General features: G+C 67.1%; 27 protein-coding genes. 13 read left to right on the top strand and 14 right to left on the bottom strand.

Annotation, left to right across the window (positions count from 1 at the left end):
- Positions 1 to 29 precede the first annotated feature (29 nt).
- Entirely contained in the window at positions 30 to 929 is a 900-nt protein-coding gene (locus tag AC1REK_RS08200) for a DMT family transporter (protein WP_492268421.1), read from the bottom strand.
- A 91-nt stretch (positions 930 to 1020) separates the two neighbouring features.
- On the opposite strand from AC1REK_RS08200, the gene AC1REK_RS08195 reads away from it, so the two are divergent.
- The gene (locus AC1REK_RS08195) at positions 1021 to 1956 is read left to right on the top strand and encodes a LysR family transcriptional regulator (protein ID WP_492268422.1); all 936 of its coding nucleotides are present in this window, start codon (positions 1021 to 1023) and stop codon (positions 1954 to 1956) included.
- A gap of 28 nt (positions 1957 to 1984) precedes the next feature.
- Here AC1REK_RS08195 and AC1REK_RS08190 read toward each other — a convergent pair whose 3' ends face one another.
- From AC1REK_RS08190 to carA, 4 genes are all read right to left on the bottom strand, one after another.
- Positions 1985 to 3079: a helix-turn-helix transcriptional regulator gene (locus AC1REK_RS08190; RefSeq protein ID WP_492268423.1), complete on the bottom strand. Its 1095-nt coding sequence runs from the start codon at positions 3077 to 3079 to the stop codon at positions 1985 to 1987.
- Between the two features lie 450 nt (positions 3080 to 3529).
- Positions 3530 to 4333 carry a prephenate dehydrogenase/arogenate dehydrogenase family protein gene (locus AC1REK_RS08185; RefSeq protein ID WP_492268424.1) on the bottom strand — a complete coding sequence of 268 codons (804 nt, stop codon included), beginning with the start codon at positions 4331 to 4333 and terminating at the stop codon, positions 3530 to 3532.
- A gap of 176 nt (positions 4334 to 4509) precedes the next feature.
- On the bottom strand, positions 4510 to 4836 hold the full coding sequence (locus AC1REK_RS08180) for an NIPSNAP family protein (RefSeq protein WP_492268425.1): 327 nt from the start codon (positions 4834 to 4836) through the stop codon (positions 4510 to 4512).
- 14 nt (positions 4837 to 4850) lie between these two features.
- On the bottom strand, positions 4851 to 6059 hold the full coding sequence (gene carA, locus AC1REK_RS08175) for a glutamine-hydrolyzing carbamoyl-phosphate synthase small subunit (protein WP_492268426.1): 1209 nt from the start codon (positions 6057 to 6059) through the stop codon (positions 4851 to 4853).
- A 134-nt stretch (positions 6060 to 6193) separates the two neighbouring features.
- Here carA and AC1REK_RS08170 point away from each other — a divergent pair, with 134 nt between their 5' ends.
- Complete coding sequence (locus AC1REK_RS08170; protein ID WP_492268427.1) at positions 6194 to 6655, top strand: GatB/YqeY domain-containing protein; 462 nt, start codon at positions 6194 to 6196, stop codon at positions 6653 to 6655.
- Here the strand turns inward: AC1REK_RS08170 and AC1REK_RS08165 are convergent, their stop codons facing one another.
- The gene (locus tag AC1REK_RS08165; RefSeq protein ID WP_492268428.1) at positions 6656 to 7042 is read right to left on the bottom strand and encodes a BrnA antitoxin family protein; all 387 of its coding nucleotides are present in this window, start codon (positions 7040 to 7042) and stop codon (positions 6656 to 6658) included.
- A complete protein-coding gene (locus tag AC1REK_RS08160) occupies positions 7021 to 7308 on the bottom strand; it encodes a BrnT family toxin (protein ID WP_492268429.1) in 288 nt (95 codons plus the stop codon). The genes AC1REK_RS08165 and AC1REK_RS08160 overlap by 22 nt, the downstream gene beginning before the upstream one ends.
- A 240-nt stretch (positions 7309 to 7548) precedes the next feature.
- Here AC1REK_RS08160 and dnaG point away from each other — a divergent pair, with 240 nt between their 5' ends.
- On the top strand, positions 7549 to 9441 hold the full coding sequence (gene dnaG / locus AC1REK_RS08155) for a DNA primase (RefSeq protein WP_492268430.1): 1893 nt from the start codon (positions 7549 to 7551) through the stop codon (positions 9439 to 9441).
- 202 nt (positions 9442 to 9643) lie between these two features.
- Entirely contained in the window at positions 9644 to 11668 is a 2025-nt protein-coding gene (rpoD, locus tag AC1REK_RS08150) for an RNA polymerase sigma factor RpoD (protein WP_492268431.1), read from the top strand.
- A 35-nt stretch (positions 11669 to 11703) separates the two neighbouring features.
- On the opposite strand, the gene gcvA is transcribed toward rpoD, so the two are convergent.
- Entirely contained in the window at positions 11704 to 12627 is a 924-nt protein-coding gene (gene gcvA, locus AC1REK_RS08145) for a transcriptional regulator GcvA (RefSeq protein ID WP_492268432.1), read from the bottom strand.
- A 228-nt stretch (positions 12628 to 12855) separates the two neighbouring features.
- Between gcvA and AC1REK_RS08140 the strand changes: the two genes are divergently transcribed.
- From AC1REK_RS08140 to AC1REK_RS08125, 4 genes are all read left to right on the top strand, one after another.
- Entirely contained in the window at positions 12856 to 14043 is a 1188-nt protein-coding gene (locus AC1REK_RS08140) for an aminotransferase class V-fold PLP-dependent enzyme (protein WP_492268433.1), read from the top strand.
- A gap of 112 nt (positions 14044 to 14155) precedes the next feature.
- Positions 14156 to 14431, top strand: a complete 276-nt coding sequence (locus tag AC1REK_RS08135) for a hypothetical protein (protein WP_492268434.1) — start codon at positions 14156 to 14158, stop codon at positions 14429 to 14431.
- A gap of 127 nt (positions 14432 to 14558) precedes the next feature.
- Positions 14559 to 15170, top strand: a complete 612-nt coding sequence (locus AC1REK_RS08130) for a LysE family translocator (RefSeq protein WP_492268435.1) — start codon at positions 14559 to 14561, stop codon at positions 15168 to 15170.
- Positions 15171 to 15172: 2 nt separating this feature from the next.
- Complete coding sequence (locus AC1REK_RS08125; RefSeq protein ID WP_492268436.1) at positions 15173 to 15604, top strand: secondary thiamine-phosphate synthase enzyme YjbQ; 432 nt, start codon at positions 15173 to 15175, stop codon at positions 15602 to 15604.
- Positions 15605 to 15608: 4 nt separating this feature from the next.
- Here the strand turns inward: AC1REK_RS08125 and AC1REK_RS08120 are convergent, their stop codons facing one another.
- The 3 genes from AC1REK_RS08120 to AC1REK_RS08110 all read right to left on the bottom strand — a co-directional run bounded on the left by AC1REK_RS08120 (position 15609) and on the right by AC1REK_RS08110 (position 17030).
- A complete protein-coding gene (locus tag AC1REK_RS08120; protein ID WP_492268437.1) occupies positions 15609 to 16163 on the bottom strand; it encodes a TetR/AcrR family transcriptional regulator in 555 nt (184 codons plus the stop codon).
- Positions 16160 to 16531, bottom strand: a complete 372-nt coding sequence (locus tag AC1REK_RS08115) for a hypothetical protein (protein WP_492268438.1) — start codon at positions 16529 to 16531, stop codon at positions 16160 to 16162. The genes AC1REK_RS08120 and AC1REK_RS08115 overlap by 4 nt, the downstream gene beginning before the upstream one ends.
- 184 nt (positions 16532 to 16715) lie before the next feature.
- Positions 16716 to 17030, bottom strand: a complete 315-nt coding sequence (locus AC1REK_RS08110; RefSeq protein WP_492268439.1) for a hypothetical protein — start codon at positions 17028 to 17030, stop codon at positions 16716 to 16718.
- 253 nt (positions 17031 to 17283) lie between these two features.
- Here AC1REK_RS08110 and AC1REK_RS08105 point away from each other — a divergent pair, with 253 nt between their 5' ends.
- Together AC1REK_RS08105 and AC1REK_RS08100 are read left to right on the top strand one after the other, a co-directional pair.
- A complete protein-coding gene (locus AC1REK_RS08105) occupies positions 17284 to 17568 on the top strand; it encodes an HlyU family transcriptional regulator (protein ID WP_316017780.1) in 285 nt (94 codons plus the stop codon).
- 277 nt (positions 17569 to 17845) lie between these two features.
- Complete coding sequence (locus tag AC1REK_RS08100; protein WP_492268440.1) at positions 17846 to 19120, top strand: putative bifunctional diguanylate cyclase/phosphodiesterase; 1275 nt, start codon at positions 17846 to 17848, stop codon at positions 19118 to 19120.
- Here AC1REK_RS08100 and AC1REK_RS08095 read toward each other — a convergent pair.
- Complete coding sequence (locus AC1REK_RS08095) at positions 19117 to 20154, bottom strand: 2-dehydropantoate 2-reductase (protein ID WP_492268441.1); 1038 nt, start codon at positions 20152 to 20154, stop codon at positions 19117 to 19119. The two genes, AC1REK_RS08100 and AC1REK_RS08095, sit on opposite strands and share 4 nt — an antisense overlap.
- 178 nt (positions 20155 to 20332) lie before the next feature.
- Here AC1REK_RS08095 and AC1REK_RS08090 point away from each other — a divergent pair, with 178 nt between their 5' ends.
- Positions 20333 to 21556, top strand: a complete 1224-nt coding sequence (locus AC1REK_RS08090; protein ID WP_327524624.1) for an MFS transporter — start codon at positions 20333 to 20335, stop codon at positions 21554 to 21556.
- Here the strand turns inward: AC1REK_RS08090 and AC1REK_RS08085 are convergent.
- Together AC1REK_RS08085 and AC1REK_RS08080 are read right to left on the bottom strand one after the other, a co-directional pair.
- On the bottom strand, positions 21525 to 21971 hold the full coding sequence (locus AC1REK_RS08085; RefSeq protein ID WP_492268442.1) for a VOC family protein: 447 nt from the start codon (positions 21969 to 21971) through the stop codon (positions 21525 to 21527). The genes AC1REK_RS08090 and AC1REK_RS08085 overlap by 32 nt on opposite strands.
- Before the next feature lie 71 nt (positions 21972 to 22042).
- Positions 22043 to 22855 (bottom strand): AraC family transcriptional regulator, encoded by an 813-nt coding sequence (locus AC1REK_RS08080; protein WP_492268443.1) that lies wholly within the window; start codon positions 22853 to 22855, stop codon positions 22043 to 22045.
- Positions 22856 to 23019: 164 nt separating this feature from the next.
- On the opposite strand from AC1REK_RS08080, the gene AC1REK_RS08075 reads away from it, so the two are divergent.
- Together AC1REK_RS08075 and AC1REK_RS08070 are read left to right on the top strand one after the other, a co-directional pair.
- A complete protein-coding gene (locus tag AC1REK_RS08075) occupies positions 23020 to 23388 on the top strand; it encodes a hypothetical protein (protein ID WP_492268444.1) in 369 nt (122 codons plus the stop codon).
- Complete coding sequence (locus AC1REK_RS08070; protein ID WP_316017773.1) at positions 23381 to 23791, top strand: hotdog domain-containing protein; 411 nt, start codon at positions 23381 to 23383, stop codon at positions 23789 to 23791. The genes AC1REK_RS08075 and AC1REK_RS08070 overlap by 8 nt, the downstream gene beginning before the upstream one ends.
- Positions 23792 to 23951 lie beyond the last annotated feature (160 nt).

Genomic DNA, 23951 nt, shown 5'->3' with positions numbered 1-23951 from the left:
TCGCCGGTCGCTCCGCCCAAGGTTCGGTCTCAGCGCTTCAGGTTGACGATCACCACGCCGGCGAGCGCCATCGCGCCGCCGAGGATGCCGAGCGCGGTCGGTACCTCTCCAAGCCAGAGGAAGCTGATCAGCATCGCGGTCGGCGGCACGCCGTACTGGAAATTCGAGGCGCGGGCGGCCGGCAGGCGCGAGAGCGTGATCGCCCAGGTGCCGTAGGCGATGAGACTCGGCACGACGGCGAGATAGACCACCGACCAGAGTGCCTGGTTCGGCGCGGAGGGGATCTGCTCCAGCGCGCCGGGCAGGAAGGGCGAGAGCGCGAGCCCGCCGATCGCCATGTTCCAGGCGGCGACCGATAGCGGCCTGTGGCGGGCGAAGAGGGGCTTCTGGACCACGGTCGAGATCGCGTTGCAGAAGGCGGCGCCGAGGATCAGCAGGACGCTGATGCCGATGTTCAGGTCGAGCCCGTTGCCGAGTGCGATCACGCCGATGCCGGCGAAGGAGAGGGCGGTGCCGAGCCAGGCGACGAGGCTGAAGCGCTCGTTCAGGATCAGCATGGCGAGCGCGGCGGTCATGATCGGGTTGGTGTTGATGATGAAGCTCGCGGCGCCCGCCGGCACGACGCGCTGGCCGAGATTGAGCAGGATCGCATAGAGCGCGATGAAGACGATGCCGCCGGTGAGGAAGCGCCAGATATCCGTGCCGGAGGGCAGGGCGGCGCGGGTTGCGACCAGGAAGAGCGCCGCCGGCACGCCGGCGAGCGCAAAGCGCAGCGCCGCCATTTCGAGCGGCCCGAAGCCGGTCAGTCCAGCCCGGATCGCCGGGAAGGAGGAGGCCCAGGCGATCACGGTGAACGGGACCGTGAAGAGCAGCACGGGATCGATCGTCGAGCCGGTCCGGGCTGGGGTCGCGGAGCAAGCGGTTGTCATGGCGGGCCTCGAGGGCTGGTGACGTTTCGCTCCCGATAGACGCTTCTCCGAGCTGATTGACAAACGAGTAATTCGATGGCGAGCTGTGACGATGGATCACAGCTCGAACCTGCCGCCGCTCGACACGCTACGCGCCTTCGAGGCGGCGGCGCGCTCCGGCAGCTTCTCGGGCGCGGCGGAAGCCTTGAACCTGACCCATGGCGCGGTCAGCCGGCAGGTGGCGAAGCTCGAACATTGGCTCGGCCTGCGCGTCTTCGTGCGCCAGGCGCGCGGCGTCGTGCTGACGCCGGAGGGGCAGCGGCTGCTGCAGCGGACGCAGGAGGCCTTCTCGCTGTTCGCCGACACCTCCGATCGCTGGAGCGAGCAACGCGGCGCCGCGGTGGTGCGCTTCAGCGCGACGCCCTCGGTCTGCTCGCTCTGGCTGATGCCGCGCTGGCAAAAGCTGGAAAGCGGTGATCCGGCCCTGCGCATCGTGCTACAGGTCGACCACCGGATGGTTGCGCTCGATGAGGAGGGCATCGACCTCGCCATACGCTGCGGGCGCGGCGGCGCGCCGGGCCGGGTCTCGGTGCAGCTTTTCGAGGAATGGTGCTTTCCGGTGGCCTCGCCGGCGCTCGTGCAGGCGATCGGCGAGGGCGGGCCGCAGCGGCTGCTGGATCAGCCGCTGATCCATGATTCCGATGCGGCCGGCTGGCGCGCCTGGTTCAATGCCCAGGGGCTGGACTATCGCCCGCGCCCGCAGGACCGGCGCTTCGAGGATTACAACCTCGTGCTCGACGCTGCGGCCTGCGGGCTCGGCGTCGCCCTGGCGCGGCCGCCTCTGGCGCAGGCGCAGATCGATTCCGGCCGGATCGCGATCGTCGATCCGCGCACCGCGCTGAACCCGGTTTCCTATTGGCTCGACCGGCCGCTCGGCCAGCCGCGCCCTGCCGCATCGGCGCTGGCGACGCGGATCGCAGCCGAAGCCGGGTTGCCGCCGGCCAAGCTTGCGAGCTTCCTGAAGCAGGAGGCGCGCGCCGCGGCATAGGGCGGCGTGCCGCTTTCGGGCCCTGGGCCTATTTCCTTGAAGCCAGCGGTGCGAGGCGCCGGATGAAGTCGGCCTGCGACCGGCAACCGGTCTTCGCCAGCACTTGTTTGATCTGGCTGCGAACCGTCTCGCGGTTCACGCCGCGGGACCGGGCCAGTTCCTCGCCGGTCAGCCCTTCCAGGAGCCCTGCGGCGATAGCTGCCTCGGCTTTCGTCAGGTCGTAGAGCTCGCAGAGAAGCGAGGCCGCGATCTGCAGGCTCCGCTCCGAGGTGGTGACGACGAGCATGGCCTGAGCCCGCGAGAAGATGTCCCGCGCCTGCCTGCGGATCGGCAGGACATGGATGACGAAGGCCGGGCGGTCGTCCCTGCGCGGCACCGGGATCGAGCGGGTGTCGCCGAGCTGGTCGCGGGCAAGCTCCGAGAGGGCCTTCTGCAGGAGGGCATCGGCCCGTTCGTCGTCGATCGCGACCTTGTCCCTGGCCCCGATGACGATCTGGCCTTCGAGCCTCTCGAAGCTCGCATTGGCCGCGAGCACACCCTGGCCGGCGCCGATGAGCGCCGCAGGGGAGCCCGCTTGCTCGAAGGAGGCGAGACTCGCCTGCGCACGCTGCATCTGCAGCTTGGAGGCGAGCACCGCCGCCCGGGCGAGATGCGGGCGCACACCATCGAGGAGCGTGGTTTCCCTGCGAGACACCGGGCCCATCTCGAATCTGCGCTCGAGGGTGAAGACGATGTCGTCGCCAGACGAGGAGCGGACATGGGTTGCCGTTCCCCAGCCATAGCCTTCCGGCCTCAGGAAATCGGTGTAGAGGGGCGTTCGAGCCAGCTCTTCGTCGGTGAAGAGGTCGTGGTCGGTGACGAAACCGGTGCCGCCATGGGCGAGCAGGCCGGCCATGCGGGCATTGCGGTTCATCCAGCCCTGCTGCATGAACCGGTCGAAGACCGGCGCGAACTCTTTGGAGGCCACCCAATTGGTGCCCTGGCCGGAATGGGCGAAAAGCAGCCCGCCAGTGCAGCCCACGATCTCGGCCAGTCTTGCGATCGCGCCCGGCCACACGTCGGGGACCACTGCGGCCTCGTAAAGCATGGCGACCGCATCGCCGAACTCGGCTGCGTCAAGCATAGGCATCGTCCCCCAAGCAATGGGATGCGATACGGCTACAATTTCGTCAATCATCACTTGGGCGAAAGAGCGCGCGTTCAGTCCGCGGACCCGACTTTCTCTACGAAAGTTCCGGCGGCTCGGCTGGCGGGAGTGCCAAGCGACGGATCGTTGGCCTCGGCGATGCCCTTCTTCGCGGTTGGTGCGGCGAGAGGCCAAACCTCCAATCGCGGCCGTGACAAAACGTCCGAAAACAGGCTGCCCTCATTGACCGTGCGCGTAAGCGCTATATACAGTCGTATATAGCGCTTACGCGCTTCGAATCTGAGGTCGACAGACTTGCCGCCTCAGATTTCCCTTCAACTGCCTGATCCCCGCGAGGGCGATCAGGCATTTTTTTTTTGCCCGGAACCGAAACCCAACGGCGCCCGATGGGGCCTTTTCGAGCGCTCGCTCGCCGTTGCCGGTGTTCTAGTCAGCCAGCAGAGCCTCTGCTTTCGCCTCGGACGGTGCCTGATGCTGGTTGCCGTCGAGATGTGCCCGCATCTCCTCGGCCAGCGTGAAGAAGCGGTCGCGTACTGTCCGTGCATGCGGGTTGGCGCGCTCGATGGCGAGAAAGACACCGGGTGCATCGTGACGGACCATCTCGGTCGCCTGCATCAGGAGGTCGAAGCTCGCGGTCGTCATCCGGCGCGGCAAAGGCTCCATCTGGACCAGAATCTTGGCGATCAGATGGGTCAGACCCTGGACGAGCGCAACCTCGCGGTCATGGGCATCGGGCGTGGTCAGGATGACATCGAGGCCGAGCACGCCGCGCAGGAAGGCCGCGATCCGGCCGGCGCTGCGGCCGCGGATCGGGCAGATCGCGATCTTCAGGCCCCTGATGCCATTGCGCGCGCTCTGCGGCCCGAACAGCGGGTGGGTCCCGACGATCTCGACATGCTCCGGCAGTCCGGCCTGCATGGCGAGAGCCGGGCCGATCTTGACCGAGCCGACATCGAGCACGACCGCGCCGGCGCGCAGATGCGGGGAGAGCGCGGCGAGTGCCGAAGGGACGGCGCCAACGGGAACTGCGAGGATGACGAGATCGCAGGCGCCGATCTCCGGGATTTCGGCGGGGACGAGGCCCTTGCCAGCGTCGTCGAACTGGGCGGGTCGGTCCGGATCGAAGACGCGGAGCTGGAAATGCGGCTGAAGATGGCGCGCCATCAGTCGGCCGAAGGCGCCGAAGCCGATGATGCCAATCGAGGTGACGGTCTTGCGGGGGGTATGCATCGCGTTTTCCTTGGGGGAGGCCGCGATGCCGGGTGACTGCCTGATTTCAACCGCCAGCGCGGCGGTTGAGACATGGGAATGCCACCGCCTTATGAGGACGGGGCGTAATAGTTCCGGGCGAGGAGGCAGGAGATGGCCATGGCCGGCTTAGAGCGCCACGCCGCGCTCCTGTCAACTCAGAGCTGCGGCGAGTAGGCGGTCGGCGTCAGCGTCCGGTCCTCGATCGCGCCGACGAGGTCGCCATGCTCGATCGCGCTGACGCGCTTGATCTCGATCCATTCCGGGTCGGCCTTGAAGCTCGCCCAGCGTTCCGCCTTGGTCTGCGCATCGGGCCAGGCGAGAAGATAGGCGAACTCGGTGCGGGTCGCGCTCCTGGTCTCCCAGAGCGAGAGGATGCGGAAGCCGTGGCGGGCCATGATGCGCATCGCGTGATCTCGAAAGCGGGCGTGGAACGCGGCCTTGTTGCTCTCGAAGATCTCGTAGATGCGCAACTGGTGGATCATGGCGCCCGCCTTGCTCAGACCGCGTTCTTCGCCTTGTCCTCGGCCATCATCTCGACGAAGCGCGTGAACAGGTAGTGGCTGTCCTGCGGGCCGGGCGAGGCTTCGGGGTGGTGCTGGACGCTGAAGGCCGGACGGTCGGTCAGCGCGATGCCGCAATTGGAACCGTCGAAGAGCGAGACATGAGTCTCGGTCGCGTTCTGCGGCAGCGATGCCGGGTCGACCGCGAAGCCGTGGTTCATCGAGACGATCTCGACCTTGCCGGTGGTCTTGTCCTGAACCGGATGGTTGGCGCCGTGATGGCCCTGCTTCATCTTCAGCGTCTGGCCGCCAATGGCGAGCGCCAGCATCTGATGGCCGAGGCAGATGCCGAAGGTCGGGATCTTGCGCTCCAGCAGCTCGCGGATCACCGGCACGGCATATTCGCCGGTCGCCGCCGGGTCGCCCGGGCCATTCGAGAGGAAGACCCCGTCCGGGGCGAGATCGAGGATCTGCTGGGTCGTCGCGGTCGACGGCACGACCTGGACGTCGCAGCCGGCCTTGGCGAGCAGGCGCAGGATGTTGCGCTTGACGCCGTAGTCGATGGCGACGACGCGATGCGCGGCGGCCTCGCGCTTGCCATAGCCGCGGGGCCACTGCCAGGGCGTCTCGTCCCAGTCGAAGCGCTGCGTCGAGGCGACGAGCGGCACGAGGTCGAGGCCGGCCATGTCGGGCAGGGCGGCGGCTTCGCGCTTCAGCGCGTCGAGGTCGAAGGCGCCGTTGGGATCATGGGCGATGATGGCGTTGGGCATGCCCTTGTCGCGGATCAGCGCGGTCAGGGCGCGGGTGTCGACGCCGCAGATGCCGACGATGTTGCGGGCCTTGAGCCAGGCGTCGAAATGCCTGCCGGCGCGCCAGTTCGAGGGCTCGGTGATCGCCGCATGGAGGACGACGCCGCGCACGCCGGAGGAAGCGGCGGCGTTCACCGTCTCGGTGTCGTCGTCGTTGACGCCGACATTGCCGATATGGGGGAAGGTGAAGGTGATGATCTGGCCGGCATAGGAGGGGTCGGTCAGGATCTCCTGATAGCCGGTCATCGCGGTGTTGAAGCAGACCTCACCCGGCGCCTGGCCGATCGCTCCAAGGCCGAAGCCTTCGAGCACGGTCCCGTCCGCCAGCACCAGAACCGCGGTCGCGCGCGGCTCGCTCCAGCCCGCCGCGGCGGGGTTCCCTTCGTCAACGGTCATGTCTATGTCTCGTCCAGGCCGCTCGGAAGCGCGGCAGTGAAGGCAGGGCCCCGTATGGTGCCGCCGGTCTGGAGCGCGAGCCTTAAAGAGCCGCCCCCGTGCCGTCAATGAATGAGACGAGGATAAGGCAAGTCATGTCCACCCTGCGCGAGCAATTCTCCGCCGACCTGAAGACCGCGATGAAGGCGGGCGAGAAGGGCAAGGTCTCGACCATCCGCCTGATCCAGTCGGCGCTGAAGGACAAGGACATCGAGGCGCGCGGCGCCGGGAAGGGTGAGATCTCGGCGGACGAGATTCTCGCCATGCTGCAGAAGATGATCAAGCAGCGCCAGGAATCGATCGCGATCTACGACGCCAATGGCCGCCCCGAGCTCGCCGATGGCGAGCGCGCCGAGGTTGCGGTGATCAGCACTTATCTGCCGCAGCAGATGGGCGAGGCCGAGGTCAAGGCTGCCATCGAGAAGGCGATCGCCGAGACCGGCGCCGCTGGCGTCAAGGACATGGGCAAGGTGATCGGCGCGCTGCGCGCCGCCTATGCCGGCCAGATGGACTTCGGCAAGGTCTCGCCGCTGGTCAAGGGCATGCTCGGCGGCTGATCAGCCGGAGCGGCGGCGGGCTGCCGGCTTGGTCTTCGGGCGCCGCTTCGCGGCAGACATGTAGGAGCGCAGCACAGCGTTGATGCGCTTCTGGTAGCCTGCGCCTTCGTGCTTGAAGAAATTCAGCACGTCCTCATCCAAACGGATTGAGATCGGCTGCTTGCGAGCGGGGCGGGAGATTTCGACCTGCGTCCAGTCGATATCGAGCAGGTCTTCCCAATCGGGGTCGGAGCGGGCAGCCGTTTCGATGTCGTCATCGGTCATCGCATCGACGCGTGCCCAGTCCGTCTTGTCCGTCACGCGCTCAAGGCGGCCGTCTTCATGCTCGACGATGGAGGTGCCGTCGTCGAGGTTGGCGACGAAAGTTACGATGTGTTCGCGTTCCATCGGTTGCGCTCTTCGCGCCTAGCGGCGCGTGCCGAGATGATCCGGATTCGCTCTTCGCGCACCGTGTAGATGACGGCGATGAGCCGACCTTCCGCACTTCCAATCAGGACACACCGCTGTTCAGCGTGCGGGCCGAGAGAGCGATATTCGAAGCTGTTTACATCATCGAACGCCTTGATGGCGTCCTTAAAAGCGATGCCGTGCTTGCGGATATTGGTGGCGTTCTTTTCGTAGTTCCATTCAAATCGTGCTTCGGACGCATCCATGGCTGTGACGCTCGCAGTCGGTGAGTTTGATGATTGTGCTCATCAGGCTTCTCCTTCGAGCGCCGCACCATCGCGGCCCAGGCATTCTTTGACCAGAAATGTATATACGATTGTATTTCAAAAATCAATCCCGATGCTTATTGCGTGTTTGGCCGGCTCGGCTGTGGATAGCGCAGATAAGCAGGGGCTATTGCCAAACGCCGATTGGCAGAGCCCGCTCGCATCGCCACATAGGAAGCCATGAAGTTCCCGCCCTCCGTCCTTGAGGAGATCAAGGCGCGGCTGCCGGTCTCGGCGGTCGTGGGCAAGCGCGTGCGTCTCGCCAAGGCGGGGCGGGAATGGAAGGGGCTCTCGCCCTTCAACGCCGAGAAGACGCCGTCCTTCTTCGTCAACGACCAGAAGGGCTCGTTCTTCGATTTCTCCTCCGGCAAGAACGGCGACATCTTCAAGTTCGTGATGGAGACGGAAGGGCTTTCCTTCCCGGAGGCGGTCGAGAAGCTCGCTTCGGAGGCAGGCGTCGCGCTGCCGAAGGTCTCCTTCGAGATGCAGGCGCAGGAGGAGCGCCGCAAGGGCCTGCACGAGGTGGTGGAGCTCGCTGCCCAGTTCTTCGAGGCCGAGCTGCAGACCGAACGCGGCGGCCTCGCGCGGCGTTACCTCGCCGGGCGCGGGCTCGAGGGCAAGGCGCGCCAGCTCTTCCGCATCGGCTATGCCCCGCCCGACCGTTTCGCCCTGCGTGATCATCTCGCCGGCAAGGGGGTCGGTGCCGAGCTGATGATCGAGGCCGGGCTGCTGGTCCATGGCGACGAGATCGCCGTGCCCTATGACCGTTTCCGCGACCGGATCATGTTCCCGATCCACGATGCGCGCGGCCGGGTCATCGCCTTCGGCGGCCGGGCGATGAGCGCCGAGGTCTCGGCCAAATACCTGAACTCGCCGGAGACGCCGCTCTTCCACAAGGGCGCGCTGCTGTTCAACCATCACAATGCCCGGAAAGCCGCGCACGACACCGGGCAGGTCATCGTCGTCGAGGGCTATGTCGACGTCATCGCCATGACGCTGTCCGGCTTTCCGCAGGTGGTCGCGCCGCTCGGCACGGCGCTGACCGAGGACCAGCTCGGCCTGCTCTGGCGCATGGCCGACGAGCCGGTGATCTGCCTCGACGGCGACAAGGCCGGGCGCAAGGCGGCGAGCCGGGCAATCGACCTCGCGCTGCCGATGCTGGAGCCTGGCAAGTCGCTGGCCTTCGCCCTGCTGCCGGAAGGACAGGACCCCGACGACCTCGCGCGCTCCGGTGGCAAGCAGGCGATCGGGGAGGTGGTCGGCGCGGCCAAGCCCTTCGTCGACATGCTGTGGAGCCGCGAGTTCGAGGCGAGCCAGCTCGACACGCCCGAGCGTCGCGCCGCCTTCGAGCGTAGGCTGAAGGAGCCGCTCGGGCTGATTCGCGATGAGGCGACGAGGCGGCATTACCGGCTAGAGATCGACGAGCGCCTGGGCCAGCTCTTTGCCGTCGCCGCTCCGGCGCCGCGTAATGAACAGCGCTCAGGCTATTCCGGCGGCGGCGGTGGCAGGGGCGGGCGCGGCGGCTTCGGCGGCGGCGCAGCCCGGCCGAACCTGCCCTTGCGCGCCAGCCCGCAGCTCGCCCGCTCGCCGCTTCTGCAGCGGACGCATCGCGAGAATCCGCGCGAGGCGTTCATCCTCCTGGCGCTGGCGAGCCATCCGGACCTCGTCCTGCGCTGCGTCGACGACATCGCTGAACTCGGGCTCGAAGGTCCGGCCGCCGAGCGCTTCCGCCAGGCGCTGCTCGACGCGACCGTGGAGGGCGGCTTCGATCAGGAAGCCTTCCGCAGGCGGCAGGAACAGACAAGGGTGGCTGAGGCGCAGGCCGCGCTGCTGGCGGTCACCGGCCCTGCCGAGCGGCTGAAGCTCCTGCAAACCGCTGATCCTGAATCGGTTTTTGATTCGATTAATCAAGCTCTCGTCTTGCATCATCGGGCGCGCACGCTACATAGCGAGCTGAAGGCAGCCGAACGCGCATTGGCTGACGAAGCGACCGAAGCCAATTTCGCCTGGATGAAGGATGTGAAGGCCCGCCTCGAAGCTGTCGAGGGTACGGAGGCCAACTCCGATGACTGACCGGGCGTGGCGTGTTGCATTTCGTCGGCAAATTCGGTGAAGGCGGCAGATGGTGCACGATTCATCAACGATGGATGGCGCTATCTGTGTCGGGATGATTTGGGTGGGTGCGCGGCCGATCTCACGGCCGCGGCGCCCTTTTACGCGTCGGGGCATCGTGCAGACGATGGCGCGGCGGCTTAAGAAGGCGGAGCGCTGATTTATGGCCACCAAAGCGAGCGAGCGGGAAAAGTCCGAACCGGTCTCGGCGGAAGCGCCCCCGAGCGCGGACGGACCGCTTCTCGACCTTACGGATCAGGCCGTAAGGCGGATGATCAAGCTCGCCAAGAAGCGTGGTTACGTGACTTATGACGAGCTGAACGAGGTCCTGCCGTCGGAGGAGTTCACCTCCGAGCAGATCGAGGACGTGCTCGGCCAGCTCAGCGAGCAGGGCATCAACGTCGTCGATAACGAGGATCCGGAAGCCTCCGGCGAGGAGCGCGCCGCGGCGCGCGCCGGCAAGGAAGGCGATGACGAGGAAAGCGAGGGCGGCGACCTCGTCGACGCCTCGCGCTCGGCGCTGCCCGTCGAGGTCAAGCGCAATCTCGAGCCGACCGAGCGCACTGACGATCCCGTGCGCATGTATCTGCGGGAGATGGGCTCGGTCGAGCTGCTCTCGCGCGAGGGCGAAATCGCCATCGCCAAGCGCATCGAGGCTGGCCGCGAGGCGATGATCGCCGGGCTCTGCGAGAGCCCGCTGACCTTCCAGGCGATCATCATCTGGCGCGACGAGCTGATGGAGGGCAAGGTCCTCCTGCGCGACATCATCGACCTCGAAGCGACCTATGCCGGTCCCGACGGCAAGAACCCGTCCCAGGTGCCGGGCGAAGGCGAAGAGGGCGAGGGCGGCGAAGAGGCGCCGGCCTTCGGCGCCGAGGGCGAGCAGCCCCCGGAAGGCGACGACGACGACATCGAGAACAACGTCTCGCTCTCGGCCATGGAAGCTGAGCTGAAGCCGCGCGTGCTCGAGACCTTCGATTCGATCGCCAGCAACTACACCAAGCTGCGCCGCCTGCAGGACCAGGACATCGCCAACCGGCTGGAGAACACCAAGCTCTCGCCGTCGCAGGACCGCAAGTACAAGAAGCTGAAGGACGACATCATCGTTGCGGTGAAGTCGCTCTCGCTCAACAACAACCGCATCGAGGCGCTGGTCGAGCAGCTCTACGACATCAACAAGCGCCTGATCTCGCACGAGACCCGCCTGCTGCGCCTGGCCGAGAGCTATGGCGTCGCCCGCGAGGACTTCCTGCGCCAGCATATCGGCGGCGAGCTCGACCCGAAATGGGTGCTGCGCGTCTCCAAGCTCGGCTCGCGCGGTTGGAAGGAATTCGTCGGGGTCGAGAAGGACCGGATCAAGGACCTGCGTGAGGACATCCACACGCTGGCCTCCGAGACCGGCCTGGAGATCCAGGAGTTCCGCAAGATCGTGCTGATGGTCCAGAAGGGCGAGCGCGAGGCCCGGCAGGCGAAGAAGGAGATGATCGAGGCGAACCTTCGTCTCGTGATCTCGATCGCCAAGAAGTACACCAACCGCGGCCTGCAGTTCCTCGACCTGATCCAGGAAGGGAACATCGGCCTGATGAAGGCGGTCGACAAGTTCGAGTACCGCCGGGGCTACAAGTTCTCGACCTATGCCACCTGGTGGATCCGGCAGGCGATCACCCGCTCGATCGCCGACCAGGCCCGCACGATCCGCATCCCGGTGCACATGATCGAGACGATCAACAAGATCGTCCGGACCTCGCGCCAGATGCTGCATGAGATCGGCCGCGAGCCGACCCCGGAGGAGCTGGCCGAGAAGCTGGCCATGCCGCTGGAGAAGGTGCGCAAGGTCCTGAAGATCGCCAAGGAGCCGATCTCGCTCGAGACGCCGATCGGCGACGAGGAGGATTCGCATCTCGGCGACTTCATCGAGGACAAGAACGCGATCCTGCCGATCGACGCGGCCATCCAGTCGAACCTGCGCGAGACCACGACGCGCGTGCTCGCCTCGCTCACCCCGCGCGAGGAGCGCGTGCTGCGCATGCGCTTCGGCATCGGCATGAACACCGACCACACCCTCGAGGAGGTCGGCCAGCAGTTCTCGGTGACGCGCGAGCGCATCCGCCAGATCGAGGCGAAGGCGCTGCGCAAGCTCAAGCATCCGAGCCGCAGCCGGAAGCTCAGGAGCTTCCTGGACAACTGACGCGAAGTTCGAACGGGGCGCTCAGGCGCTCCGTTTCATTTTGGCGGGAGCGATCGGCTTCCCGCGGATCCGGCCTCAGCAATTTCCTGTCTGAGCCAGCTCACGAACATCGCCGCAGCCGGCTTGCCTCCGCCGCTGCCTGGAAGCACCGCCCAGTAGCCAAGCCCGGTCGCGGTCGCGACATCCGGTAGGGGCGCGACCAGGGCGCCGCGGCGGAGATGGTCCGCGACCAGAAGGCTTCGGCCCATCGCGACCCCCTGGCCGGCGAGAGCTGCCTGCAGAACGATGTTGTAGTCCGTAAGCTGCAGTTGGCGGGAGGCTGCGATATCCAGGCCGACATGCCGGGTCCAGGCCTCCCATTCGGTCGGACGATGGCTGGCCAGCAATGTATGGTCGAGGATGTCGGCGGGCCTGGCCAGCGGTCGACGGGCCGCCAGTTCCGGGCTTAGGACGGGCATGAGCCGCTCGGCGGCCAGCAAATCGCAGTGCAAATCCGGCCAGGGGCCGACGCCGTAGCGAATCGCGATGTCGGCTTCTCCGGCGGCGAGATTGGCCCGGTTCAGGGTCGGGTCGAGGACGAGGTCGATCTGCGGATGCATCTCCCGAAAGCCGTCCAGCCGGGCGACCAGCCAGTTCGCAGCAAAGGATGGCAGCAGGCTGACGACCAGGCTCTGGCGGGCGGCATCCGAGCGGATGTCGCGCGTGCCTTCGGCGATCAGGGCGAAGGCACCCGCGACCTTGTCGAGATAACGCGCGCCTGCCGCGGTCAAGGCGACGCTGCGGCCCTTCCGGTCGAACAGCGGGACACCGAGGCTCTCCTCCAACGCCCGGATATGATGGCTGACGGCGCTCTGCGTGATCAACAGCTCCTCTCCGGCGCGGCGGAAGCTCAGCAGGCGGCCGACGGCCTCGAAGGCACGCAGGGCATGGAGCGGCGGCAGGGCAGGTGAGGAGCGCATGGCGTCGGGGTTCCAATCGGTATCGAGCACGAGGTCCTAGCGCAGACCCTACTCATGAGCCAGATCGATCGCAGGGCTGGGTGTTTCGAATTGGCCCGCCGCGAACGGCACTGTCATGGTCGGGGGCGAGAGGATTTCGACCATGATGATCACTGACCGCCTGCAGGTGCCCGGGGCCATGCTGCCCGCCGCTGCCGAGAGCAGCGTCGAGCCGGCCGAGGTCCGGCGATGAGCGGCCTCGACATCGAGCAACTGCGCGCCGCGACCCCGGGCTGCGCGACCAGCGTCCATTTCAATCACGCCGGCGCCTCGCTGATGTCCGGGGCCACGCTCGCGGCGGTGACCGAGCAGCTGCGCCGCGAAGCCCTGTACGGCCCTCATGAGGCCAGCGTCGCGGTCCAGGGCAGGCTCGACCAGGCGCGCGCTGACGCTGCCCGGCTTCTGAACGCGAGGGCGACTGAGATCGCCTTCACGTCGAGCGGCTCCGCCGGCTGGGGGCTGGCCTTCGCGGCTCTGCCGCCGCTGCGGGCTGGCGACCGGATCCTAGTCGGGCGACATGAATGGGGCGGCAATCTCGCGACCATGCAACGCGCGGCTACCCGTGCTGGAGCGAGGATCGAGGTCATCCCTTGCCGCGAGGATGGCTCGGTCGACCCGGATGCCCTTGCAGGCATGATCGACGAGCGCGTCCGCCTGGTCGCATTGACCTGGCTGCCTGCCAATGGCGGCCTCATCAACGACGCGGCGGCGATAGGCCGGGTGACGCGTGCGGCCGGCATCCCCTATTTCGTCGATGCCGGGCAGGCGCTCGGCCAGATTCCCGTCGATGTCGAGGCGATCGGCTGCGACGTGCTCAAGGGGGCAGGGCGCAAGCATCTGCGCGGGCCGCGCGGAACCGCGATCCTCTATGTCCGGGCTGCGTTTTGGCCGCAGCTCGACACGGTGTTCTCGGACGTCCTGTCCGCGCCATGGACCGTGCAGGGGCCGGCGCTACGTGATGATGCCCGGATCTTCGAGACCAGCGAGCATGCGGTCGCCCTGCTGCTGGGGCTCGGCGTCGCGCTGCACGAGGCGCTGTCGCTCGGCGTGTCCGCGATCCGGGAGCAGATCGACCTGACGGCGAAACGGTTGCGGGCCGAGCTTGCGGCGATCGACGGCGTTGCCATCCACGATCTCGGGCAGCAACGGTCCGGGCTGGTTTCCTTCACTATCGACGATCTCGACGTGAACGCGGTCAAGAACCGGCTGGCGAGTGCCGGGATTTCGGTGGGGGCCAACGGACCCGCCTACACGCCCTTCGACATGGAGGCGCGCGGGCTCGCCGGCATCGTGCGTGCTTCGGTCAGCTATCTCACCAGCGAGCAGGAGATCGAACGCCTGCTCGCCGCGGTTCACGGTATCGCGCGGGAGAACTGAGATGACGCCTTTCGGCTTCAGGCTGCTGACGTCGTCCCGGCAAGTTACGTTGCGTTCGCCATTCTTCCGCTAAGATCGCCAGGAGAAATGCTGCATCGACAGGGGAGCGCGCATGACCGGCATTCCAGATTCCACTCAAATCGACGTTGCCAGGGCTGCCGCGCAGGCGGAACTCGAGAGCGAAGCGAAGAAGCAGGCGAGCTCTTCGGCTGGAGATGCGGCCGGCGGCGCTGCCGATATCGGTGGCAACGTCATGATGGAAGGCGTCGGCGAGGTCGTGTTTGCTGCGGCCGGAACGGTCGTCGAAGGGATCGGCAGCGTCGCCGGGGCGGTTGCCGAAGGCGCGGTCGCGGTTATCGGCGGCATCTTCGAGGGGCTGGGTAGCTAAGCGACGAGCGCTACGAGCAAGCATGGCGCGATCCGGCATGGCAGAGCGTTGTTGACGATGCGGCATGGGACGCTCGACAGCGCCCGGACAGGCATGTTTGATGCGGGCCTCTCGGTTGGAGCCGCTCATGTCCCCCGAATTCCTGTTGACCTCGCTGATCATCGTCGCCTCGCCGGGCACCGGCGCGATCTATTCCATCGCCGCCGGTCTGGCGCGCGGTGGCAAGGCGAGCGTCGTCGCAGCCTTTGCCTGCACGCTAGGCATCGTGCCGCATCTCATCGCCGCGATGATGGGACTAGCGGCGCTGCTGCATGCCAGCGCGGTCGCCTATGAGATCGTCAAATATGCCGGTGTCGCCTATCTGCTCTGGATGGCCTGGCAGACGCTGAAGGAGCAGGGCGCGCTCAAGGTTGAGACCAAGGCCGACCCGCGCTCGTTCTGGCGCGTGATGGTCGACGGTATCGCGATCAACGTGCTGAACCCGAAGCTCTCGATCTTCTTCGTCGCCTTCCTGCCGCAGTTCATCCCAGCCGACGAGGCGAGCCCGCTGGCGCGCATGCTCGAGCTTTCCGGCGTGTTCATGGCGATGACCTTCGTCGTCTTCGCGCTCTACGGGCTGTTCGCGGCGGCGATGCGCGATCATGTCGTGACGCGCCCCGCGGTGATGACCTGGCTCAGGCGCAGCTTCGCCGCCGCCTTCGTCGCGCTCGGCGCCAAGCTCGCACTGACCGAGCGCTGAGCGTGGCGAGCCTGCCGCGGCAGGCTCGGCTTGCAATCGAGACGCGCGGCGCCGGGCTCTACGAATTCACCGAGGCGGCCGCGCGTTTCGTGCGCGAGGCTGCGGTCGATGCCGGACTGCTCACCCTGTTCGTCCGGCACACCTCCTGCTCGCTGCTGATCCAGGAGAATGCCGATCCGGACGTCCAGCGCGATCTCTCCGCCTTCTTCGCCCGGCTGGTGCCACCGGCCGACGATCCAGCCATGAGTTATCTGGTTCATCGCGACGAGGGGCCCGACGATATGCCGGCCCATATCAAGGCGGCGATCCTTCCAGTCTCGCTCTCGATCCCGGTGAGTGGTGGCCGGCTGACGCTCGGCACCTGGCAGGGCATCTATCTGTTCGAGCATCGCACCAGCCCGCATCGGCGCGAGGTCGTGCTGCATCTGGCCTGATCGGTCACCCTTCGGCCGGGCGCGTCAGCATTCGCATGAGGCTGCGGTAGCAGTCGTGCAGGTCCTGCGGCGACAGGCCCAGGTCGAGTTGCTGGAAGCCGACGAAGGCGGCGTATTCGATCCGGGCCAAGGCGAGGGCTTCTCCCGGCGTGCGCCCGGCCTCGCCATGGAGGCGGGCGAGATAGTCGATGCGTTCGCGGTCGACCGCCGTGCAGATCGCCGCGACGCCGGCATCGAGTTGGGCGACGCGGCGCATGCCCTGCTCGACGCGGGCATCGAGGGCGAGCGCCATTCTGTCGAGCGCCATCAGCCGCTCGCCTGCGACTTCGCCCCGGTCAGCCGCCTGCATCAGGCGCAGCGTAAAGCTCTCGCGCCAATGCCCGGCAAGCGCGGCAAGAAACGCTTCGATCGCCGGGAAATGCGCGTAGAACGAGCCTTTGGTCTTGCCGACGCGCCGGCACAATGCGTCGACCGTCAGGCCTGCCGGCCCATCCTCTGCGAGGGCGGCAAGGCCGAGTTCGAGCCAGTCCGTCCGCCTGAAGCGGGGAGGGGCCTTCACCACCATAGGCCGAGCGCGCCGCAGGCGGCCATCGGGGCGAACAGCGCCCATTGCGGAAAATGCGCGAGGCGCAGGCGGAGGCCGCCGATCATGCCGAGGCTCCAGAGGGCGAAGAGGCCGGCGCCCACGGTAGCGAAGATGGCGAGGTCGCGGCTACCATGGCCGGAAGCTGTAAGCGCGAAGGCGAGCGCCTGTCCGGCGAGGATGATCGTCACCAGATGCCAGCAATAGTACATCGTGTACTTCGGGACATTCCGGAGCCGCTCGGCGGCGAGCAGCGGGCGGGCGATCTCGCGCCCGCCGAGCCAGGCGTGGACCACCGTCGTGACCAGAGCGATGATGGCCGCAACTGCCAGCCAGAGGTTCATGGCCAGGCTCCTCAATATTCAATACCGTACGGTATGGTATTGAATTTGACAGGCGGCGCAAGTGCCATGCGGGCGGGACTGAAGTGGGGAACCTCGATTGCCCGCATCTGCGGCAGAGCTTCAACTCTGGCGGGGATGATCCCTACGGCCTCGCCGATCGGAGAACGAGAGCGCCCACCGCCAATCAACGGGCGGCGAAGTTCTCTTCCGGTGGTGGCGGCTCCCAGTCTTCGCCTGACGCGATGAGGCAGCTCAGGCCGCGCGGGGTCGTCGCGAAAATGGTGAATGTGCCTTGCGGGCTGGCGAACAACTCGATCACGAGCCCGCTATCGGCGAGCCCCTGCCCGAGGCGGCGTTCATCGAAGAGTTTGCCGAGCTTCGCCACCACCTCGTCATGCCTGCCACAGGCGAGCCCCGCCGGAGCCTGAGCGGCTGCTGAAGCAAACAGGGCGAGCCCGAACGCGAGGGCCGCCAGGAGCATTTTCAGGACACGTGTCATGGCTGCTCCGATGACAGAGCGGGCCAAGAGAGGATCAAGCTGGTCTGTAGGCCTTTGCTTCCGCCCTGCCTGACTCAAGACATGGGGATCGCTCGCGCAAAGCAACAGAGGCCTACACGGTCGTCGCCCGGTGCGCCGGCACTCTCCTTCGCTTCCGCGGAGCGGCAGGAAAAGGCGAGCCTGTCCCGGAGCGAGATGCTTGGCGCTGCGGCGGTCATCTGCGCTATAGAGGGCCAAACAGTCGGAGCCAGCCATGTCCTTTCTCAAATCCCTGTTCGGCCGCAAGGAGACCGCGCCGGCCGAGCCTGTCGCGCTCAAGACCGCGGAGCACAAGGGCTTCACCATTCGCGCCATGCCGTTCCAGGAAGGCGGCCAGCACCAACTCGCGGGGGTCATCGAGAAGGAGATCGACGGCGAGTTGAAAAGTCACAGCTTCATTCGGGCCGACCGGTTTCCGGGGGCCCAGGAGGCGGCGGACTTCGCTTTGGTCAAGGGCCGTCAACTGATCGATGAGCAGGGCGAGAAGATATTCAAGTAAACTAATGATAGTTTTCGGGTATGATAATAAATGACGTATCGTTACCTTGCCGGGGGCGCGACAGAGTTCGCTTCTCGATGCGGGGAAGCGGTACGGTTTTGTAAAAATTGTCGGCTTTCGCTTCTGCGTTCCTTCACTATCCGCATAGCGTTCGCCTTGAACGGGCCGCTTCGTGACCTCCGGCCGGGCGTCGAGCTGAGCGATTTAAAGCTTTGTTCGGATTTTTAGTTCCTTGATGGGACGGTATCGCCCAGGCCGTCCTCAAGACAGGTTTCGCATGTTTCGTAGTGCCGTGGCCGGCCAGACGCCGGCCGAGGGCCAGACCAGCAAGGCCGGGCCCGCCGGCGAGGTCGACATGGCTCTCGCCATCCTGTCCCAGCAGGGCTTCCAGTCCAGCGTGCTCGACGATGCCTGGTTCAAGGCCATCGTCGCCAACCTGCCCGCCGCCGTCTACACGACGAACGCCGAGGGGCATCTGACCTATTTCAATCGCGCTGCGGCACGTCTTGCCGGGCGTGTGCCGCAGATCGGCAAGGACAGGTGGTGCGTGGCCGAGCGCCTGTTCCTGCCTGACGGCACGCCGCTGCCGCACCAGGATTCGCCGCTCGCAGTGGCGCTGCGCGAGAAGCGCCCCGTGCGCGGGGCCGCGGCCGTGGCCGAGCGGCCCGACGGCACCCGCGTCGCCTTCATGCCATTCCCGACGCCGCTCTACGATGGCGAAGGCAGGCTGGTCGGAGCGGTCAATCTGCTGGTCGAGCTGTTCGGCGGCGCGGAGGTGGAAGACGAGGCCAGCGAGGCCAGGCACAAGGTGCAGGAGGATCTGCGCCTCGCCATCGCCGCAGAGCAGCTCAGGCTGCACTACCAGCCATTGTTCGATGCGGCAGGCGTTCTGGTCGGCTTCGAGGCGCTGGCGCGCTGGACGCATCCGGAGCGCGGGGAGGTTCCGCCTTCCGAATTCATCCCCGCCGCCGAGGAGTGCGGGCTGATCCTGCCGCTCGCCGAGCAATTGCTGCGCCGGGCCTGTGCCGAGGCGGCCGGCTGGGCTAACCCGCTGCGGATCGCCGTCAACATCTCGCCGCTGCAGTTCCGCCATGGCGACCTGCCCGGGCTGATCGAGACCGTGCTGGCCGAAACCGGGCTGGAGCCGGAGCGGCTCGAGCTCGAGGTCACCGAGGGCGTGATGATCACCGATTTCGACCGGACCATGCTGGTCCTGCACCGGATCAAGGCGCTCGGCGTCAGGATCGCGCTCGACGATTTCGGCACCGGGTACTCCTCGCTCTCCTATCTCCATGCCTTCCCGCTGACGACGCTGAAGATCGATCGCAGCTTCGTCGCCAATCTCGGCGTCGCCTCCGAGGCGGCGGCGATCGCGCGCGCAGTGATCTCGCTCGGCCATGCCCTCGGCATCGAGGTCGTCGCCGAGGGCGTCGAGACGCGCGAGCAGTTCGACTTCCTGGTCGACGAAGGCTGCAACTACCTGCAGGGCTACCTGCTGGGCCGTCCGATGTCGGCCGAGGACTACGCCGTGGAGATGGGCCGGAAGGTCTAGCTCGGCGCGCCGGCGGGACCGGCTGCGGCCTTCTGCAGTTCTGCCAGCAGCGCGTCGCCCGGCCAGTTCCTGCGGCCGTCGCTCCGTTCGGCGGCTCGCACCAGTTCCGTCAGCCGGGCGTTCACCGGTGCACCATGCCCGAGCTGCGCGGCCAGGCGCTCCACCTCGCCGTTGAGCCAGTCGATCTCGGTTATCCGGCCCGCAGCAAGATCGTCCGCCATCGAGGAGCGCGCCAGCGGGTCGATCGCCAGCATTCTGCGGGCGAGGCGCCGAAAGAGCGCGTCAGGCAAGCGCAGCACGGCCGGAAGCCAGCGCGCCGGCACCGGCGTCAATCTGGCTGGCCGGATGCCGGACTTTTCCAGCAAGGCGAGCGCCTCCTCCTGTGCCAGCGCCAGGCACTGGCGGTAGGCGTGCTGGCCGAGCTCCTCGCGGAGCGGGAGGCCGGAGAGCGCGTTGATCGCGTTGTTGAGGTTGAGCAGCAGCTTGGCCCAGAGCACCGGCTCCATATCGAGATGCCTGACGAGCGCCAGCCCGGCATCTGCGAAGCGCGCCAGGAAGGGTTCGAGGGCCGGCGATGCCTCGGCGTGCAGGTGCCCCGCGGAGCCTTGGTGGAAGGTGCCTGGGCCGCTCTTGACGACATTGAACGGCACCATGCCGGCGAGCACGCGCTGGCGGGGCAGGGCAGCCTGCAGCAGCCTGGCGTTGCCGATACCGTTCTGCAGGCTGAGTACGACCGCATTCGGAGACAGGACCGGGGCGAGCTCCGCTGCGGCAGCCTCCGTCCCGGCCGACTTTACCGTGACCAGTACGAGCGCGGCAGAGGCTGCGGCGGTGGGCCCGGCCGCGAAGGCGATGGCGGCTGGCTCCAGCCGCCAATGCCCGCCGCGATAGTCCGAGAGGGAGAGGCCATGCCGCTGCAGCTCTTCGCCCAAAGGCATGCGGCCGACGAAGCTGACGTCTGCGCCGCCCGCGAGCAGGCGCCCGCCGAGATAGCAGCCGATCGCGCCGGCTCCGTAGATGCAGATCCTGGCCATGACATGTTCCGCGCCCCGAAGACGAAGGTGAAGCAAGAAGCCTCCGCGATAAAGCGGCCGGCGGCCCTCCATCCGCGCCGCATCGCCCCGCAGCGGGTGCGCTTGCTGGCCCCCGGGCGCCCGCCTATTGCTCGATCAAACAGAAACTCGTTCTCCGGCTTTGGCCAGGGGAGGGAACATGACCAGCGAAGATCCGCGCTACGCGCCAGATTCCTCCTATGCCTGGTTCAGGCTGGCGCTCGCTTTGCTGGTCGGCATGATCGCCTGCGTCGGGTCCTGGTCGGCGGTCGTGGTGGTGACGGCGGTGCAGCAGGAATTCGGCGTGCTGCGTGCCGACGCCTCGCTGCCCTACACCTTCGCCATGATCGGCTTCGGCATCGGCAACATCCTGATGGGCCGGCTGGTCGATCGCTTCGGCATCGTCCTGCCGATCGTGCTCGGCGCGCTGCTGCTCGGCGGCGGCTATGCGCTCGCCTCGGTCTCCGCCACGCTCTGGCAGTTCGCGCTGGCGCATGGCTTCCTGATCGGGCTCGGCGCCGCGACCGGCTTCTCGCCCTTGATCGCCGATCTCTCGCACTGGTTCAGGCGCTATCGCGGCCTCGCCGTCGTCTTCGGCGCGTCGGGCAGCTATCTCGCAGGCATGTTCTGGCCGCAGCTGATCAACTGGGGCGTCGAGACCTATGGGCTGCGCACCACGCATCTGTGGCTCGGCATCGCCTCGCTCGTCGTGATGCTGCCCCTGGCGCCCTTGTTCCGCCGCCGGCCGAATGCGGCGACCTTTGCTGCGGCGGAGGCCATCAGCGCCGGCGCGCGCGGCAGCCTCGGCCTGTCGCCGAACCAGCTGCAGGCGCTGCTGGTGGTCGCGGGCTTCTGCTGCTGCGTCGCGATGTCGATGCCGCAGGTCCATATCGTCGCCTATTGCAGCGACCTCGGCTACGGCGTGGCGCGGGGCGCCGAGATGCTGACGGTGATGATGGCGCTCGGCATCGTCAGCCGGATCAGCTCGGGCTTCATCGCCGACAAGATCGGCGGCACGGCGACGCTCGCCCTGTCCTCGCTGATGCAGGGCATGGCGCTGTTCCTCTATCTCTGGTTCGACGGTTTGAGCTCGCTCTTCATCGTCACCGGCATCTTCGGCCTGTTCCAGGGCGGGATCGTACCGATGTACGCGGTGGTGATCCGCGATTACATGCCGCCGCGCGAGGCGGGCATGCGCATCGGTGTCGTGATGTCGGCGACGGTGTTCGGCATGGCCTTCGGCGGCTGGGTCTCGGGGCTGATCTTCGACGCGACCTCGTCCTATCGGCTCGCCTTCCTCAACGGCCTCGCCTGGAACCTGATCAACCTCTCGATCGTCTGCTGGCTGATGTTCAAGGCGCGGCCGAAGCTGGCAGCGGCGTGAGCGGTGCGGCACTCGGTCGATAGGTGCCGAAGCACCAGACATGGCCCTCCGGGTCGCGGCAGATGAAGTCGCGGCTGCCATAGGAGGTGTCGGTCGGCCCCAGGACGATCTCGGCTCCTGCCTTGCGGGCGCGCTCGCAGCGGGCGTCGATGTCGTCTGTCGCGATATAGGGCGAGGCGCTGGTGCCGCCGAGTTCGGAAGGCGTCTTGACCAATTTGGCGAAGTCGGTGCCTTCGCCTGAGCCGAACATGATGATTCCCTCGCCGAGCCGAAGCTCGGCATGGACGACCTTGCTGCCATCCTCCGAGAGAAAGACGGCGTGCTTCTCGAAGCCGAAGGCCTCGACGAGCCAGTCGACCATCTTCACCGCGTCGCGGTAGCGCAGGCCGAAATAGATGGCGGCGGGTTGCGGCATGGGGGCATCTCCGGTTGGGGCGCGCACCAGCAAAGCCGAGCCGCGGCGCGCCGTCTTGAACGAAACGGACCTCAGGCCGGTTCCAGTATGCCGTGCTCGCCGGCATCGTTGCGGGTGAGGGCGCCCGGCGGCAGGCCGGCCAGCGCGGTGAATTCGCGGGTCATGTGGGCCTGATCGGCATAGCCGGCGGCCTGAGCGATCTCGGCCCAGCCAGCGGGCCGGGGGCATGCCGCCAGTTCGCGCGCATGCTCGAAGCGCAATATGCGGGCGATGGTCTTCGGCCCGACCCCGGTCTCGGCCGTGAACCGCCGGGTCAGATGGCGCTCGCTCCAGCCGGTCTCGGTAGCGAGTGCGCGCATCCGGCCGCGGCCGCGCCGGGTCCCGAGCCAGGCGAGGCCGGCGGCGACTTCCGGCGAGAGGCAGCGCCCGCGCGCCAGCCTGTCGCCGATGACCTGGTCGAGCACAGCGAAGCAGTCGTTCCAGCACCGGCACGCGCGCAGGCGTGGGCCGAGCCGGCGCAGCGGGCCGAGATCGTCAAGGTCGACGATCCGGCCGGCCATGTCGCGCTGGTCGAGCTGGAAGAAGCCATAGGCGCCGGCCGGGGTGAAATCGATCTGCACGCAGGCGGCGAGGCCGGTCGAGGAAACCAGGACGGGCCGGTCGATAATGCCGGCGGTGAAGCCTTGAGGCGCGCTGCTTTCGCCGCCGGCGACGGCGAGTGCGAAGGGGGCGGCGAAGTTGACGATCAGCGGGACAATCAGCACGGGGACTTCGCGGCGCAGGATCGGCTGCGCACGGTGCTCGCGATAGCCGGTATAGCCGAGGACGGCACCCGCGAGATCGGGCCTCGGCGCCGCTCGTACCAGTTCCCAATCCACCTGCATTGCCGGTTCCGTCTGGCTTGGCGGATACTGGCGCGTATCGGAATCGCGCTCAACGACAAAGGCAGAGCCATGCTTGCGACCGGACCGGACGAGACTGCGCCGGAACAGCCCCGAACCGCCGGGCGTGGCCGGCCCGCCGACCGCCGGGCAGGAGAAGGGCATTGATGCGCCTGACGCGTTTCGAGCATCGCCGCCAACCGGTGGCCCCGCTGCGGCGCTTCGCGCTGCGCATGGGCCGCGCGATGCTGCTCTGGCTGGCGCTCACCGTGGTCGGGCTCGCCATCGGCATGGTCGGCTATGCTGCCAGCGAGCAGATGAGCGCTGTCGACGCCTTCGTCAACGCGGCGATGATCCTCTCAGGCATGGGGCCGGTCACCGAGCTCAAGACCACAGGCGGCAAGCTCTTCGCCGGCTTCTATGCGATCTTCTCAGGTCTGTTTGTGGTGATCGCCACCGGCTTCGTGCTGGCGCCGGTGCTGCATCGTGTGCTCCATTCCTTCCATGTCGAGGAAGGGAAGGACGCCGATGACTGAGCCTGGCCTGCAGCCCGAGGAGAAGCCGCGCGGCGCCCTGACGGTGCGCACCATCGCCATGCCGGCCGACACCAACGCCAATGGCGACATCTTCGGCGGCTGGGTGATGTCGCGCATGGACCAGGCCGGCGGCATCGCCGGGGTCGACCGGGCGCAGGGGCGCGTGGTGACGATCGCGGTCGAGGCGATGACCTTCTTCCGGCCGGTCAAGGTCGGCGACGTGCTCAGCGTGTATACAACGGTCGAGTCCGTCGGCCGGACCTCGATGAAGATCTATGTCGAGGCCTGGGCGAAGCGCTTCCGGACCACGATCCACGAGAAGGTCACGGACGCGACCTTCACCTTCGTCGCGATCGACGAGGAAGGGCGCCCGCGGCCGGTGCCGCCCCCGGCCGAAGACTGAGCCACGCCGGCCGGCTCCGCGCGGAAGGCAAGATCCAGTGTTCGCAACGGGTGTGGCGAGGAGTCGCGCCCAAGCGCTGCGGCGCGTGATTACTCACGGTAAGATGCCGGGGCTGCCCCAATGGAGTGCTCCGGAGCCGGGCGGCGGGCAAGTCCTAAAC

The sequence above is a fragment of the Allobosea sp. GW823-FHT02B03 genome (assembly GCF_058797755.1).
The sequence above is the reverse complement of the archived record's forward strand: the minus strand, read 5'-3'. Positions and strand labels throughout refer to the sequence as shown.

Excerpts from the sequence above, each read along its gene's own strand:
- AC1REK_RS08070 (WP_316017773.1), top strand. The coding sequence starts at position 23,381 with ATGACTGAGCCTGGCCTGCAGCCCGAGGAGAAGCCGCGCGGCGCCCTG.
- AC1REK_RS08115 (WP_492268438.1), bottom strand. The coding sequence starts at position 16,531 with ATGAACCTCTGGCTGGCAGTTGCGGCCATCATCGCTCTGGTCACGACG.
- AC1REK_RS08095 (WP_492268441.1), bottom strand. The coding sequence starts at position 20,154 with ATGGCCAGGATCTGCATCTACGGAGCCGGCGCGATCGGCTGCTATCTC.
- AC1REK_RS08085 (WP_492268442.1), bottom strand. The coding sequence starts at position 21,971 with ATGCCGCAACCCGCCGCCATCTATTTCGGCCTGCGCTACCGCGACGCG.
- AC1REK_RS08200 (WP_492268421.1), bottom strand. The coding sequence starts at position 929 with ATGACAACCGCTTGCTCCGCGACCCCAGCCCGGACCGGCTCGACGATC.
- AC1REK_RS08195 (WP_492268422.1), top strand. The coding sequence starts at position 1,021 with ATGGATCACAGCTCGAACCTGCCGCCGCTCGACACGCTACGCGCCTTC.
- AC1REK_RS08140 (WP_492268433.1), top strand. The coding sequence starts at position 12,856 with ATGAGCGGCCTCGACATCGAGCAACTGCGCGCCGCGACCCCGGGCTGC.
- AC1REK_RS08110 (WP_492268439.1), bottom strand. The coding sequence starts at position 17,030 with ATGACACGTGTCCTGAAAATGCTCCTGGCGGCCCTCGCGTTCGGGCTC.
- AC1REK_RS08165 (WP_492268428.1), bottom strand. The coding sequence starts at position 7,042 with ATGGAACGCGAACACATCGTAACTTTCGTCGCCAACCTCGACGACGGC.
- carA (WP_492268426.1), bottom strand. The coding sequence starts at position 6,059 with ATGACCGTTGACGAAGGGAACCCCGCCGCGGCGGGCTGGAGCGAGCCG.
- AC1REK_RS08160 (WP_492268429.1), bottom strand. The coding sequence starts at position 7,308 with ATGGATGCGTCCGAAGCACGATTTGAATGGAACTACGAAAAGAACGCC.
- gcvA (WP_492268432.1), bottom strand. The coding sequence starts at position 12,627 with ATGCGCTCCTCACCTGCCCTGCCGCCGCTCCATGCCCTGCGTGCCTTC.
- AC1REK_RS08100 (WP_492268440.1), top strand. The coding sequence starts at position 17,846 with ATGTTTCGTAGTGCCGTGGCCGGCCAGACGCCGGCCGAGGGCCAGACC.
- dnaG (WP_492268430.1), top strand. The coding sequence starts at position 7,549 with ATGAAGTTCCCGCCCTCCGTCCTTGAGGAGATCAAGGCGCGGCTGCCG.
- AC1REK_RS08170 (WP_492268427.1), top strand. The coding sequence starts at position 6,194 with ATGTCCACCCTGCGCGAGCAATTCTCCGCCGACCTGAAGACCGCGATG.
- AC1REK_RS08180 (WP_492268425.1), bottom strand. The coding sequence starts at position 4,836 with ATGATCCACCAGTTGCGCATCTACGAGATCTTCGAGAGCAACAAGGCC.
- AC1REK_RS08080 (WP_492268443.1), bottom strand. The coding sequence starts at position 22,855 with ATGCAGGTGGATTGGGAACTGGTACGAGCGGCGCCGAGGCCCGATCTC.
- AC1REK_RS08105 (WP_316017780.1), top strand. The coding sequence starts at position 17,284 with ATGTCCTTTCTCAAATCCCTGTTCGGCCGCAAGGAGACCGCGCCGGCC.
- AC1REK_RS08130 (WP_492268435.1), top strand. The coding sequence starts at position 14,559 with ATGTCCCCCGAATTCCTGTTGACCTCGCTGATCATCGTCGCCTCGCCG.
- rpoD (WP_492268431.1), top strand. The coding sequence starts at position 9,644 with ATGGCCACCAAAGCGAGCGAGCGGGAAAAGTCCGAACCGGTCTCGGCG.
- AC1REK_RS08135 (WP_492268434.1), top strand. The coding sequence starts at position 14,156 with ATGACCGGCATTCCAGATTCCACTCAAATCGACGTTGCCAGGGCTGCC.
- AC1REK_RS08090 (WP_327524624.1), top strand. The coding sequence starts at position 20,333 with ATGACCAGCGAAGATCCGCGCTACGCGCCAGATTCCTCCTATGCCTGG.
- AC1REK_RS08075 (WP_492268444.1), top strand. The coding sequence starts at position 23,020 with ATGCGCCTGACGCGTTTCGAGCATCGCCGCCAACCGGTGGCCCCGCTG.
- AC1REK_RS08185 (WP_492268424.1), bottom strand. The coding sequence starts at position 4,333 with ATGCATACCCCCCGCAAGACCGTCACCTCGATTGGCATCATCGGCTTC.
- AC1REK_RS08190 (WP_492268423.1), bottom strand. The coding sequence starts at position 3,079 with ATGCTTGACGCAGCCGAGTTCGGCGATGCGGTCGCCATGCTTTACGAG.